The sequence below is a fragment of the Comamonas sp. C11 genome (genome assembly GCF_024496285.1).
GTDB classification, from domain to species: domain Bacteria; phylum Pseudomonadota; class Gammaproteobacteria; order Burkholderiales; family Burkholderiaceae_C; genus Comamonas; species Comamonas testosteroni_F.
Genome location: NZ_CP101743.1, coordinates 533129 through 546394, shown reverse-complemented (window position 1 = coordinate 546394; position 13266 = coordinate 533129). Strand labels below are relative to the sequence as shown.

11 protein-coding genes are annotated in these 13266 nt (G+C 61.2%); 4 read left to right on the top strand and 7 right to left on the bottom strand.

Going from position 1 to position 13266, the window contains the following annotated elements:
* Positions 1-89: 89 nt before the first annotated feature.
* The 4 genes from NOX35_RS02500 (at position 90) to NOX35_RS02485 (ending at position 3821) form a co-directional block, all read left to right on the top strand.
* Positions 90-1274: a flagellin gene (locus NOX35_RS02500; protein WP_182285488.1), complete on the top strand. Its 1185-nt coding sequence runs from the start codon at positions 90-92 to the stop codon at positions 1272-1274.
* A 304-nt stretch (positions 1275-1578) separates the two neighbouring features.
* Positions 1579-2982, top strand: coding sequence for a flagellar filament capping protein FliD (fliD, locus tag NOX35_RS02495; protein WP_182285487.1), 1404 nt, complete (start codon positions 1579-1581; stop codon positions 2980-2982).
* Between the two features lie 110 nt (positions 2983-3092).
* Positions 3093-3509, top strand: coding sequence for a flagellar export chaperone FliS (gene fliS, locus NOX35_RS02490; protein ID WP_043006475.1), 417 nt, complete (start codon positions 3093-3095; stop codon positions 3507-3509).
* Between the two features lie 12 nt (positions 3510-3521).
* On the top strand, positions 3522-3821 hold the full coding sequence (locus NOX35_RS02485) for a flagellar protein FliT (protein ID WP_003059178.1): 300 nt from the start codon (positions 3522-3524) through the stop codon (positions 3819-3821).
* 254 nt (positions 3822-4075) lie between these two features.
* Here NOX35_RS02485 and NOX35_RS02480 read toward each other — a convergent pair whose 3' ends face one another.
* The 7 genes from NOX35_RS02480 to flgL form a co-directional block, all read right to left on the bottom strand.
* Positions 4076-4795 (bottom strand): RNA polymerase sigma factor FliA, encoded by a 720-nt coding sequence (locus NOX35_RS02480; RefSeq protein WP_256495618.1) that lies wholly within the window; start codon positions 4793-4795, stop codon positions 4076-4078.
* A gap of 5 nt (positions 4796-4800) precedes the next feature.
* A complete protein-coding gene (locus tag NOX35_RS02475) occupies positions 4801-5658 on the bottom strand; it encodes a hypothetical protein (protein ID WP_182285486.1) in 858 nt (285 codons plus the stop codon).
* Positions 5651-7264: a flagellar biosynthesis protein FlhF gene (flhF, locus tag NOX35_RS02470; protein ID WP_182285485.1), complete on the bottom strand. Its 1614-nt coding sequence runs from the start codon at positions 7262-7264 to the stop codon at positions 5651-5653. The genes NOX35_RS02475 and flhF overlap by 8 nt, the downstream gene beginning before the upstream one ends.
* Positions 7261-9363 carry a flagellar biosynthesis protein FlhA gene (gene flhA / locus NOX35_RS02465; protein WP_182285484.1) on the bottom strand — a complete coding sequence of 701 codons (2103 nt, stop codon included), beginning with the start codon at positions 9361-9363 and terminating at the stop codon, positions 7261-7263. Before flhA ends, flhF begins: the two co-directional genes overlap by 4 nt.
* Positions 9363-10544, bottom strand: coding sequence for a flagellar biosynthesis protein FlhB (gene flhB / locus NOX35_RS02460; protein ID WP_182285483.1), 1182 nt, complete (start codon positions 10542-10544; stop codon positions 9363-9365). Before flhB ends, flhA begins: the two co-directional genes overlap by 1 nt.
* 184 nt (positions 10545-10728) lie before the next feature.
* Positions 10729-11880 (bottom strand): HDOD domain-containing protein, encoded by a 1152-nt coding sequence (locus NOX35_RS02455; RefSeq protein ID WP_371878537.1) that lies wholly within the window; start codon positions 11878-11880, stop codon positions 10729-10731.
* Between the two features lie 172 nt (positions 11881-12052).
* Positions 12053-13252 carry a flagellar hook-associated protein FlgL gene (flgL, locus tag NOX35_RS02450; RefSeq protein WP_182285482.1) on the bottom strand — a complete coding sequence of 400 codons (1200 nt, stop codon included), beginning with the start codon at positions 13250-13252 and terminating at the stop codon, positions 12053-12055.
* Positions 13253-13266 lie beyond the last annotated feature (14 nt).

The following is a 13266-nucleotide window of genomic DNA, read 5'->3' as shown; positions in this document are numbered from 1 at the left end:
GAGTTGGTGGGTGTAGGCATGTTCTTCGCGTGCTTGTCGCCGCCGGATTCCGTATCACAGAGTGAGCGTTAGGAAAAAGGGGAACTCAAATGGCAATGACCATTAACACCAATGTTGTGTCCATCAATGCACAACGCAATCTGGGGCTGTCTGGCAACTCGCTGGCGACCTCCATGCAGCGCCTGTCTTCGGGTCTGCGTGTCAACAGCGCCAAGGACGATGCAGCCGGCCTGGCCATTGCCGAGCGCATGAGCACCCAGGTGCGCGGCCTGTCTGTTGCCTCTCGCAATGCGAATGACGGTATCTCTCTGGCCCAGACGGCAGAAGGTGCCTTGGGTAAGGTGGGTGACATGCTGCAACGCATGCGCGAACTGTCCGTGCAGTCCGGCAATGCCACCAACAGCAAGAGCGACCGCGAGGCACTGCAATCGGAACTCAAGCAACTGAGCGACGAAGTGGACCGCGTGGCCAAGACCACCAGCTTCAACGGCAAGAAGCTGTTGGACGGTAGCTTCAACGGTGCAACGTTCCAGGTTGGCGCCAATTCGGGCGACAACATCACCGTGGGCGCTCTGGGCAATGCTAAAGTGGCCTCGCTGGGTAATTCGCATTACGCAGAAGGTGCTGTTGCCAACGCGGCCGTTACTGGAGCCATGATGACTGGCGCAGATGTCAGCATCACCATTACTGGCGCGGATGGAGCCTCGTCCACGGCCACGATTGGTAAGATGGCTAACGCCCCCTCGGATCAGGAAGCTCTGGGTGCTGTCATTGCTGCCATCAACTCCAAGACAGCTGATACCGGCGTCACTGCCTACATCACAGATGATGGTAAGGGCTTTGACCTGCGCGGCACAATCAAGGAGGGCGGCACTTACTCCGCCATGACCATTACCGCCTCAGGCGGAACCAGCTTTCCAACATCTTTTACAACAGGTTCCACCGAAAAGAATCCGACTACCGGTATTTCGGATCTGGATATCTCGACCCAAAAAGGCGCCTGGGATGCGTTGCAGAAGATTGACGGTGCAATCACGAGTGTGAATTCTGCTCGTGCAGATTTGGGAGCGGTTCAGACCCGCTTCGATAAGGCCACCGAGAACATCGACATCCAGAGCGAGAACATCACTGCAGCCCGCGGCCGCATCACTGATGCCGACTTCGCCAAGGAAACCGCCAACCTGAGCCGCACGCAGATCCTGCAGCAGGCCGGCACGGCGATGGTGGCCCAGGCCAACCAACTGCCCCAGCAGGTTCTGAGCCTGCTGCGCTGATGACGGTAGTTGCCTGCGTCGTCTTGATGAAAGGCATCGCAGGCAAGCTTTAGTGAAAGTTTGCTTTTTGATGGCGGTCTTGCGCATGCAGGACCGCCTTTTTTGCATTGGCCTGCGAAAAGCACTCAAGTTCTCCTCGAAAAAGCCGAGAAAGAGGCAGGAAAAGCTGTGAGTCCAGGGTCCAAAGCCGCGATAGACAAGGCCTCATGCTGCTTTTCATGCTTTTGATTTTTTCTTCTTGCCCCAGAATGGGCGGCAGTGATAGGCATGGACTGCGGGAGTCCACGGCCACAAGGAGTAGAAAATGGCAATTTCCTCTGTGGGTATTGGCAGCGGTCTGAATGTTTCGGACATCATCAGCAAGATGGTGTCGTTGCAGAAGCAGCCTTTGGCAGGACTGCAGGTCAAGCAGCAGACCATCCAGACCCAGATTTCGACCTATGCTCAGATCAAGTCGCTGTCGAGCACGCTGGCCGATGCGAATGCCAAGCTCACGCGCGATAGCGGCTGGAATTCGATGACCATCAACTCCAGCAACTCCGCAGTGTCGATGACGGTATCGGGCATTACCAGCGCAGCGACGTATGACGTGTCGGTGACCCAGCTCGCGCGATCGCAGACATCGGTGAGCGCTCCACGTACTGTGGATCAGAAGATGGGGGCGGAAGGCACACTGAGCATCCAGAACACCAAGACTGGTGTAGCGGTGGACGTCAAGTACACCAGCAGCGACACGTTAACCACGCTGGCCGCGAAAATCAATGAGAACGCCTCGGGCATGCAAGCCCTGGTGATGCGCGATGGCGCGGGCAACGAGCAATTGATGCTGCGCTCCAAGGCAACAGGAGGAGATGCTGCATTCAGCGTAGCGGATAGCGGCTCGGCAGTGGGCAACTTCTCTATCCCTACCAACCAAGGGGCACAGGATGCTCTGATCACGATCAACGGCGTGACGCAAGCCTCCAGCACGGACAATTTCGACAATGTGTTGCCGGGCTTGAAGATCACGGTCAACCAGGTGACGGTCGATCAGGCGACCAATGTGGACAAGCCTGCGCGCGTCTCCGTAACGGCCGACAAGACCGCCACCAAGAAGAACATTCAGGACTTTGTAGACGCTTTCAATGCCTTGAATGACTTGCTGACCAAGACCACCAAGGGCATGCGGGACGAGAGCGGCAAACAGACATCCTTGGCCGACGAGAACGACCCGTCTGGACTGTTCCAGGGCGATTCGGCCACGATCAGTCTGCAAAGCAGACTGCGCTCCCTGCTTAGCGGCTCGGCCAGCAATGCTTCGGGCGATCTTAAGCGTCTTGCGGATATAGGCATCGAATACAAGGATGGCTCGCTGAAGATCACCAAGTCTGAAAAGCTGGACAAGGCCCTGGACTCGCCCGATGCCCTCAAATCGCTTTTCGCCGCCAAGTCCTCCAGCGATGGCTCGGGTGGCGGCATTGCCGTGGGCATGAAGAAATTCACAGACGAGTTGCTCGCCTATGATGGGACGCTGAACAGTAAGACGGATGCGCTGGAGCTGCGCAAGAAAAACAACCAGAAGGACCAGGATAAGGTAACCGAAGGGGCAACGACGCTGGAGGCCAAGCTGACGCGTCAATACTCGGCTTTGGACTCGCAGATGTCCTCCATTTCGGCGCTCAGTACCTATATGCAGAACCAGATTGCTGCCTGGAACAAGAGCAGCTGAGGATTCGCGTTTTGCGTAAAACGGCTCAGTTCTGCACGGGGCCAAAAAAAACTTGATTTTGGAAAGCGACTGCCGATATCCAAGGCAAGTCGTTGACAAGGAAGCCTGCCATGTATACCCCCTCTTTTTCCCGCGCTGCGAGCGCCTATCGCCAGGTAGGTGCTCAGTCTGGCGTGGAAAGCGCATCGCCACATCGCCTGATTCAGATGCTGTTTGAGGGGCTGTTGCAGAACCTGAATGCCGCACGCGGCGCAATTGAACGCGGCGAAGTAGAGGTCAAGGGCACTCAGCTGGGCCGTGCGGTGCGCATTCTGGAAGAAGGCCTCAAGGGCAGCCTCAATCGCGAACAGGGCGGAGAGCTTGCCGCCAACCTGGGCGCCTTGTACGACTATTGCATTCAGCGCCTGACTCACGCCAATTTGCGCAATGACGTGCAGGCCGTGGAAGAGGTGGTCTCGCTGGTGGAACCTGTCGCCCAAGGCTGGCAAGAAATCGGTTCCGTTCCTGCTGCTGCAGCTGGGCAATAAAACAATGCATATATGGAGCACACATTGATCGACTTCTACCGGGCCATAGAGGAAAGCAGTGCCAAGATGCTGCAGGCCGCCCAGGCCAAGGACTGGGATGGTGTTGCGCGCTATGAGGGCACTTGTGCCGTGCTGATCGAGCAGCTGCGCTTTCGCTCTCGCGATGAAAAGCTGGCGCCCGAACTGCGCAAGGAAAAGGCGCGCATCATGCAGCGCATCTTGCGCAACGATGCCCAGATTCGCGTGCTGGCCGAGCCCTGGCTGGCCAGTTTCGAGCATATGTTCGACGGTCAGCCGCATGTGATGCACTGATTGCAAAGCCACTCAAGCCAAAGCCCTGCTGCAGCGATGCAACAGGGCTTTTTGCTTGCAGCGACGACGGATGACCGATCAAAACATCCATGAACCCAATGCCATAGAACGCTACAAGCCATCGATAGCGAAGCACCAGAGCGCAGCCAGGCTGCGTCACAGAAGCAAAGCCGCCGCGTGGGCAGATGGACTCTGCCTGCGCGGCGGCTTCTGTTGTGGTGAACGGCCCGCGCCTGGCAAGCCGTTTCAGGGGATCAATGCGAGCGCATCTTGGTGCGCAGGCGGGCGATGGCCTGGCTGTGCAGCTGGCAGACCCGCGATTCGGTCACGCCAAGCACGGCGGCAATTTCCTTGAGGTTCATGTCGTGCTCGTAGTACATGCCCATCACATATTGCTCACGCTCCGGCAGGGCCTTGATGGCCTCTACCAGTGCGGAGCGCATGCGCAGGTCGCGCAGCAGGGCAAAGGGGTCGGCGCCCGAGTCGGCCACATGCCGCTCCAGGTAGTCGTCGCCATCGTCGCCGTCACCGCCGCCTATGTCCTCGAGATAGACCAGTTGCGTGCCGCGCACCTTGCCCAGCAGGGACTGGTAGTCGTCCAGGGCCATGCCCAGCTCGGCCGCGATTTCCGACTCCAGCGGGGGCCGGCCCAGGCGCTGTTCCAGACGGTTGAGCGCCTGCTCGATTTCCTTCTGGCTTTTGCGCGAACTGCGGCTCATCCAGTCGCCTTCGCGCAGTTCGTCCAGCATGGCGCCACGGATGCGCTGGCTGGCGAAAGTGTCGAATTGCACGCCTTGCTCGCTCTCGAAGCGCGACAGCGCTTCGGCCAGACCGATCATGCCGACCTGGATCAAATCATCCAGCTCGACGTTCGGTGGCAGTTTGGCGATCATGTGCAAGGCAATCCGACGCACAAGCGGCACATGCTGACGAATCAGCGCGTCGCGGTCGAGTTGGCCTTTGGCGGTGTACATGGCAGTCAATGGCTCCAGACAAGAGATTCAGGCGCGACAGCCGCCGTGGGCTGGGCATGCATGGGCAGGATGCAGGCCGTCTTGAGCATGTGCAGCGTGAGCTGATGCAGATCACTGGCCTGGCGCCAGCGCAGGCGCATGAGCACCGGGGCATCGCCCAGGTGACGCTGCGAACACTGTAGCAGTGCATTCAGTCGCTGCAAGCGTGTCTGAGCATTTTGCTTGGCTGTCTGCGAGCTGCTCTGCTTGCGGCTCCAGTCGTATTTCTGCGGACCGTCAGCCGCGAGCGGCGCTTCCAGGGCGGCAATCGTGCACTCCACGCCTGCAAACACGGCCAGATGCTTGAGCTGACGGTAGCTTTCGATGAGGTGTTCGGAATCGGGTGGCACGACCAGCAGCGGCTGCAGGCCCTGCCCTTGCAGCAGCGGCGTCAAGGTTTCACTGCTCGCATAGATGAGCACGGTGGTATAGCCGCGCACATAGGCTTGCAGGGCCGTCAGCATGTCCAGCCCCATCTCGTCGGCCGAGGCCTTGAGCTGCTTGAGGCCCAGCCGCGCTGGCAGGCTGGCCACCGACTGGGCATCGCCGACGCTTGCGCGCAGTCCCGCCTGGGCCTGCCAGGCATGCTGAGCCAGTAGCTGAGCAAGACCTGGCGTGTGAAAGGATTCGGCCTGGCTGCCATCAAGCACCAGTACCTTCTGACCCAGGCGCTGCAGCTGGGCGCACAGCGGCCAGAGCACAGCCTGTTCGGCAGCCGCACCCGATGCGCTGTGCAGCACTGCCAGCACACGCAAGCCGGCGGTGCTGGCATCACTCACATGCAGGGCCATGCCCTGATGCAGGGGCGAGCGACGCTCAAGCATGGGCAGCCTCTGCGCCGCTCACGGACGAAGGGGTGAAGAAGAAGTCCAGATCCAGAGACTGAGGATCAAAGGCCGACTTGGCAGCCGAGCGCATGGAGGCCGAGACCAGCAGCTGCGCGTTGGCGCGCTCGAAGTCTTCGGGCACGCGCTGGCCATTGGTCACGCCGCGCAGCTGAATCTGATGGCGAATCAGCGTATCCACCGAGGGACCGACCTTCACGGCTTCATCGACCTTGGTGAGGATGGCGTGTTGCGATCCGCGTGCCTTGAAGGCCTGCATGACATCGTCCTGCGCATCGCCCTGTGCGGCCGCATTGACGGCCAGCAACTGCTGAACGCCCTCAATGGCCAGCACATCCATGATCTCGTCCTTGCGCGGATCGCGCGGGGCCACGCCGGTCGTGTCGATCAGCACCATCTTCTTGCTTTGCAGCAGGCCCAGCAGGTCCTGCAGCGCGGCCTTGTCATGGGCCTGATGGGCCACCATGCCCAGCATGCGGGCATAGGTGCGCAGCTGATCATGACCGCCGATACGGTAGGTATCCAGCGTGATCAGGCCCACCGACGCGGGGCCATGCTTGGCCGCACACAACGCCGCCAGCTTGGCCGTGGTCGTGGTCTTGCCCACGCCGGTCGCACCGACCAGTGCAAACACCCCGCCCTGCTCGTAGATGGCGGGCTGGGCGGCATCGGTGCGCAGATTGCGCTCCAGCACCTGCATCAGCCAGCGCACGGCGTCGCCGGCGGAGAGCGTCTCGGGGAGCTTCTCGATCAGCGCACGCGCAAGTGCGGGCGAGTATCCGGCACGGATGAGCTTGTGCATCAGGCTGGACTGGATCGGGTTCTGACGCGTCTGGCCCAGCCAGGTCAGCGTGTTGAAGCGCTCCTCGATCAGATCCTTCATGGACTGCATCTCCTGCATGAAGTTCTGGGGCGCAGCCACGCTGGCGGGCCTGGCGCTTTCCTTGAGCTGAATCTTCTCGGGGCGCAGAGGATTGTGACGGACCACCGCAGCACTGGCCGCCTGAGACTTGGCAGCCATGGCGGGGCGCTCGTTGTTGCGCTCCTGCACTCGCTGGGCAAAAGTGGGCAGGGCTTCGTTGCTGTCCAGCGACGACTCATGGCGACGGCGCAGCATGCGTTCGCGCACATAGTCCTGGAAAGTCAGCGTGCTCATGGACAGTTGCTCCACATCGTCCTGCACGGAATGCTGGGCCAGTTCATTGATGGCCTTGACCGGCTTGGCCTGAACCTGCATCTCGCGGGCCTGCTCCTGCCTGGCTGTCTGGCGTGCCTGCACATGCTCCAGCGTACTCATGGCTTCACCGCCCGGGCTGCGCCTGGCAGCAGCGGTGGCCAGAGGCGAGTGCTCCTTGCGCAGACTCATGCCTTCGTCGCTCGCGCGGCGCTCCAGTGCCTTCTGCAGGGGCGAGCTGGTCTGCATGCCGGCATCCATGTCCTGCAGGGTCTCTTCGGCAGTGGCCATGACCTCGACTCCGTCCGGAGTCTGACGATTGGACAGAATCAGGGTGCCGTCGCCAAAAACCATGCGCGCCTTGGCCAGGGCCTCGCGGGCGGTCGGGGCGTAAAAGCGTTTGATATTCATGCGGTTGCACCTTTAAGAATCGGGCCGATGCGGATGGTGTGCGTCTCGGGAATCTCGCTGTGCGCGAGCACCTGCAGACGCGGCGCCACACGGCGCAGCAGCTTGGCAAGAGAGTTGCGGATCGCGTCCGGCACCAGCAGACAGGCGGGCAGGCCCAGCTCTTCCTGTTGGTTGGCCACATCGACCGCTTTTTGTGTGAGGATTTCAGCCACGCCGGGGTCCAGCGATGGCGCATTGGGGTTCGACAGTGCCTGCACCAGCAGACGCTCCAGGCCGGGCTCGATGGCAATCACATTGAGCTCGCGGGTCGGACCGTAGATCTGCTGCACGATGGCAGGCGACAGTGCAATGCGCACGCGACGCGCCAGCTCCACCGGGTCGGTCGTCTGCGTGGCGTTTTCAGCCAGCGTCTCGATGATGGTACGGATATCACGAATGTGCACAGAGTCCTCCAGCAGCAGCTGGAGCACTTTCTGGAACGTTGTGATGGGCACCATTTTCGGGATGACTTCTTCGATGAGTTTGGGGGCCAGCTTGGCCACATGGTCAACGAGCTGCTGCGTCTCGGTACGAGACAACAGCTTGGCCGCGTGCACTTGCATCAAGTGTGACAAATGCGTCGCCATCACGGTTTCCGAATCAACGACGGTAAAACCGGCCATTTGTGCCGCTTCCTTTTGCCGCTCGTCGATCCAGTGCGCGGGCAGGCCGAAGGCCGGATCGGTCGTGGCCGTGCCGATCAGCGGCGTAGTGATGCCGCCGGGGTTGATGGCCAGGAACATGCCGGGGAAGGCTTCGCCCTCGCCCACCATGACGCCGCGCAGCGTCATGCGATAGGCGCTGGGCTTGAGTTCCAGGTTGTCGCGCACATGCACGGCCGGCGGCAGAAAGCCCACCTCCTGCGCAAACTTGCGGCGCACGCCCTTGATACGCGTCAGCAGGTCGCCCTGGCGGCTCTTGTCCACCAAGGCAATCAGGCGGTAGCCCAGCTCCAGGCCCAGCAGATCCACGGGTTGCAGATCGTCCCAGCTCGCTTCGCCGTCACCCTGCACAGCCTGCTGCTGGGGCGCCGCGGCGCTGTTTTCTTCTGCGACGCGGGCTTTCTCCCGTTTGTCCAGCATCCAGGCTCCCCAGCCCAGCAAGGCCCCCATGCTGATGAACACCAGATGCGGCATGCCGGGAATCAGGCCCAGCAGGATCATCACGCCGGCAGTGATGCCCAGCACCTTGGGCGACATGAACAGCTGCTGCACGATCTGGCGGCCCATGTCGGATTCCTTGCCCACGCGCGAGATCACCATGGCCGAGGCCACCGAGATCAACAGACCCGGAATCTGCGCCACCAGCGCATCGCCCACGGCCAGCAGGATATAGCTGTCAGCCGCCTGACCCGCGGACAAGCCGTGCTGGGCCATGCCGATGATCAGGCCGCCGATGACGTTGATCACCAGAATCAGGATGCCGGCAATCGCGTCGCCGCGCACAAACTTGCTGGCACCGTCCATGGAACCGAAGAAATTGGCCTCTTCGCCCACTTCGGCACGACGGCGCTTGGCTTCCTTCTCGTCGATCAGACCGGCATTCAGATCCGCGTCCACGGCCATCTGCTTGCCGGGCATCGCGTCCAGCGTGAAGCGGGCCGAGACTTCGGCAATGCGTTCAGCACCCTTGGTAATCACCACGAAGTTGATGACCACCAGAATGCTGAACACGATCAGACCCACGGCAAAGTTGCCACCGATCAGGAAGTGACCGAAAGCCTCGATCACCGCGCCCGCAGCGCCGGGGCCGGTGTGGCCCTCCATCAGCACCACGCGCGTCGACGCCACGTTGAGCGACAGACGCATCAGCGTGGTCAGCAGCAGCACCGAGGGAAAGGCCGCAAAATCCAGCGGCTTGATCATATAGGCCGCCACCATCATCACCATCAGCGCCACGGCAATATTGAGGGTGAAGAAGGTGTCCAGCAGCCAGGGCGGAACGGGCAACACCATCAGGCCCAGAATGGCCACCACCAGAATGGGAGCAGTCATCCCTTGCAGGGCACCGGCATTGGAGCCAGACCACTTCTGGAACAGTTGCAGACGATTCGACGACATCACAGATTACCTTCTTGCTGCGCAGCAGCATCGACCGCCGCAGGCGGGGTGCGGCCGCGGTGCGGATCCAGCTCCACGGGCACGGGGGGCTCGCCCAGGGCATCGGGCATGGGACCCTGGCCGCTCAGTGCAGCCTTGAGACGATAGACATAGGCCAGCACCTGGGCCACGGCCGTGTAGAGCGCAGCGGGGATGGCCTGATCCAGATCGGCATGGGCATAGAGAGCGCGCGCCAGCATGGGAGACTCCAGCACCGGAATCTGATGCGCGCCCGCGATTTCGCGAATCTTGAGCGCCACCAGATCCGTGCCCTTGGCGATCACCTGGGGCGCGGCCATCGTGGCGTCGTCATAACGCAGCGCCACGGCATAGTGGGTAGGGTTGGTGACCACAAAGTCGGCTTTCGGCACGGCCGAGACGCTGGCCCGGTCGGCAATCTCGCGCTGCTTCTGGCGAATCTTGCCCTTGAGCTGCGGGTTGCCTTCGGACTCCTTGTGCTCCTGCTTGACTTCCTCATGACTCATCTTGAGGCGTGACTTGAAGAGAAAAGCCTGCAGTGGCACGTCGATCAGGGCCAACAGCAGCACCACGATCAACAGCAGGGTAACGCCCGTGGTCAGCCAGGAACCCACCATGGCGAGCGCCATGGGCGATGGCTGGGCCGAAACCGATGCGATCTCGGCAATATTGGCACTCATGTACTTCCAGGCCACGAAGCCCAGCACGATGGTCAGGAACACCATCTTGACCACCGTTGTCAGCTGCTGCTTGGAAAACAGATTCTTGAGGCCAGACAAGGGGTTGAGCTTGCCAAAGCGCGGCTGAATGGGCTTGAAGCTGAAGATCCAGCCACCTGCAGCCACGCCGGACAGCACCGAGGCCGTGGTGGTCACCAGCGCAAAGATCACGGAAATTCCAAGACCCAGCATCAGCATGGACTGAAAGCGCTCCAGCATCAGCGCCGGAGTCTTGGCTGTCGCGGCATTGAACACCAGTTGCCGGGCCATGGCCTCGCGCAGATGATTGATCATGGGCTGCGTGCCCATCAGCACCAACAAAGCGCCCGTGCCCAGAATTGCCAGGTGCGACAGATCGCGCGAGCGCGCACCTTGCCCTTCTTCACGCGTTTTCTGCAGCTTGCGTTCGGTGGCGGGCAGGTTTTTGTCTTGGGATTCGGACATGACGCACGGACGGATTGGATGCGCCAATTGTCCGAATCCGACGCCCAGGCAATGCGCGGATAAGCGGCAGCCAAGCCCTGCTTATGCACGACTCTGCCTCACAACACATCCATCAATTTGATAGCTGCATAGGCTGACCTATCAGGAGATAGAGCCTGTTTTCAGTGAATTTCCACCCAGACACTCAGGTCTGAGCTTGCGGCATGCCCAGCTTGAGTTCGCTGAGCATGCGCAGCAGCATCCGGTTGAGGTCTTCGGCCTCCCACTCCTCCTGCTCGCGCAACTGCCGGATGGGCGCCGGGTCGCGGCTCTCCAAGGCCTGGCTCATCTGCAGCACGGCAGCATAGGGACCGGTGCGCGTGACGATGGCATCGAAGATGCGCTCGTTCAGCGGTGTGCGTCGCAAGATGATGGCCACTGGCTCATGCAGCAGCAAATCCAGCTGCGAGAACAGGCTGCATAGATACATCTCGCGCTGCAGATCCAGGCCCACCCCGGCCTCGATCAGTTGCTCGGCCAGCCTGGCGCGCAGCACGACCTGCGTGCGCAGAGGCACCAGATCCTGTTCGGTACAGGCATGGGGCAGCTGGTCGGCCAGCCAGCGCTCCAGCGTGCCAAGCCCCAGCATCACCAGCCCGCGGCGCAGCGAGTCCACGCCGCGGCGCAGTCCCAGTGCGGCCGAGTTGGTATAGAGCAGAAAGCGGTAGGCCAGCACCGGGTCCGAGCCCAGGATCTCTTCCATCACATCCAGGGACTGTTCCTTGTCGATAGCCTTCATGAGCCTGAAGAGCGCATCGCGCGATGGCTGGGGCTGCTGCAGCCGAAAAGCCTGCATGGTGTCTGCCACGGGCCAGCCGGCCACGGCTGCCGCTTCGTGTTCGTCGAGACAGGAGCGCGCCAGCTCCAGGCTCTGCAGGCTCTGGTACATCTGACCGTCCAGCAGATTCAGGGGCTGGGTGGCAAAAAAGCCCGAGGCAGTCTCCTTGTCCGCATCCTTTGCCGGTTGGCTTGGGCGCACCACATTGGGCAGTCCCGCAGCACCTTCTGGTGGCAGGCTCAGCAGGCTGCTGGCAAAGCAGCGCGCCGCATCGGCATCGGGCACATCGGCCAGCGATCCTCCCCAGACCAGCATCAGCCCGCGTGCCTTGGCCTTCTGTACCAGCTCGTAGATACCTTCATCCTGCTGCAGCCAGTCGCCGCGCACCTCGATCCAGGGACTGCCCTGAGGTGCATGTTCGAGAAGATTGCACAGGACCTGGCGGGACTGTGGCGATATCAGCAGCGGCGGCGCCTGACGGCTCCAGATCTCATCCACGGTGCGCAGAAAATGCGCCATGTCGGCAGAGCTGCCAGAGTCCTCGTGTACATAAAGCTGAATTCCTGCCAGGCGTCGCGTACGTCCCCAGAGCGGCCGATAACCAAGAGTCAAGGAGCTGAGGGCAGACTGGGTCATGGAGGATTTGGACAGGTGTACGACGAGACATCAAGACGGGCAGAGCCCGCAGGAATCAGCCGATGTAGTTGAACAGTGACAGCTTCTGGATCTGAGCATAAGACTGCAGAGCCGCCTGCAGACCCACGGTCTGGGTTTCTTTTTCAGAAAGCGCGGGAATCATATCCAGATCTTCGGCTCTTGAGCGGTCAGCCTCTTGCTGCAACGACTGTGCGGACAGTCCGGTTTCAATGCGATCGGCACGATTGAGCAAGTCACCCGCAAAGCTCTGCACGGTCTGCATACGGCTCATGCCGGTATCGATTTCCGCCAGGCCCTTGGTGATGGCATGGGTCAATGCCCCCGTCGCCGTGGAGCCGTCGGTATTACTGCCGTTGCGCACGGCATCAATCGCCTTGTCCAGCACACTGAAAATATTCGAGCGCTGGCTTGGTGACACGGTAAAGCTGTCGCCGGCTGCAGGTTCGCCCGTGATGGTCAGCTTCATGCCGGCCACCTCGATCGCCTCGCCCGATTTGTAAGGCTTGAAGGTCGCTCCGCCATCCAGGCTGTACTGAGGCTTGCCGTCTGCATCCATGGAGAACTCGACGCTGACAGGCGTGGTCAGCGCGGTTGCGGTGGACGGGTCCGAGATCACGCCCACATCGGCCCAGGCCTTGCCCTTGTTGCTCTGGTTTGCATTGACTTCCAGCACGCCGTTTCCGGTCGGCACATTCATCCATGCCGCAGCACCATCGAGCGAGTTGGGAATGCTGTTGTCGCCGCTGCCGGACTGACCGGGCTGGCCCGCAAACGTGTAGCCCTGCACGGGCTGCTCGGAGCTGTCGAGGCCGCGAAACAGCGGCAAGCCATTGCTGTCCTTGCGGTTGGCATAGCTCATGAGCTGGTCGCGCAGGCTCGTCATCTGCGCCACCAATGCATCGCGCGAGGTCTGGTTGAACGTGCCATTGCCCGCATTCACCAGCAGATCGCGAAAATCCTGCAAAGCCTTGTTGGCCTCGCCCAGAGTCGATTCACCATAGGAGATGATATTGCGCTGCGCGTCCAGAGAGCGCTGATCGGACTCGGTGCGTGTCAGCCTGGTACGTGCGCGCTCGGCCTGGGCGGCCGCCACCGGGTCGTCGCTGGCGCGCAGCACGCGCTTGCCAGCGGTAATCTTGTCCATCAGATCGACCAGATTGCTCTGGCGCGAATTGATGTTGCGAACCGAGCTGTCATACATGCTGGCCGTGCCAACGCGGGCAATATTGGTCATGATTGGCTCCTTGT

Excerpts from the sequence above, each read along its gene's own strand:
- NOX35_RS02475 (WP_182285486.1), bottom strand. The coding sequence starts at position 5,658 with ATGCTTGAGCGTCGCTCGCCCCTGCATCAGGGCATGGCCCTGCATGTG.
- NOX35_RS02455 (WP_371878537.1), bottom strand. The coding sequence starts at position 11,880 with ATGGCGCATTTTCTGCGCACCGTGGATGAGATCTGGAGCCGTCAGGCG.
- NOX35_RS02500 (WP_182285488.1), top strand. The coding sequence starts at position 90 with ATGGCAATGACCATTAACACCAATGTTGTGTCCATCAATGCACAACGC.
- fliS (WP_043006475.1), top strand. The coding sequence starts at position 3,093 with ATGTATACCCCCTCTTTTTCCCGCGCTGCGAGCGCCTATCGCCAGGTA.
- fliD (WP_182285487.1), top strand. The coding sequence starts at position 1,579 with ATGGCAATTTCCTCTGTGGGTATTGGCAGCGGTCTGAATGTTTCGGAC.
- NOX35_RS02485 (WP_003059178.1), top strand. The coding sequence starts at position 3,522 with ATGGAGCACACATTGATCGACTTCTACCGGGCCATAGAGGAAAGCAGT.
- NOX35_RS02480 (WP_256495618.1), bottom strand. The coding sequence starts at position 4,795 with ATGTACACCGCCAAAGGCCAACTCGACCGCGACGCGCTGATTCGTCAG.
- flhA (WP_182285484.1), bottom strand. The coding sequence starts at position 9,363 with ATGTCGTCGAATCGTCTGCAACTGTTCCAGAAGTGGTCTGGCTCCAAT.
- flhF (WP_182285485.1), bottom strand. The coding sequence starts at position 7,264 with ATGAATATCAAACGCTTTTACGCCCCGACCGCCCGCGAGGCCCTGGCC.
- flgL (WP_182285482.1), bottom strand. The coding sequence starts at position 13,252 with ATGACCAATATTGCCCGCGTTGGCACGGCCAGCATGTATGACAGCTCG.
- flhB (WP_182285483.1), bottom strand. The coding sequence starts at position 10,544 with ATGTCCGAATCCCAAGACAAAAACCTGCCCGCCACCGAACGCAAGCTG.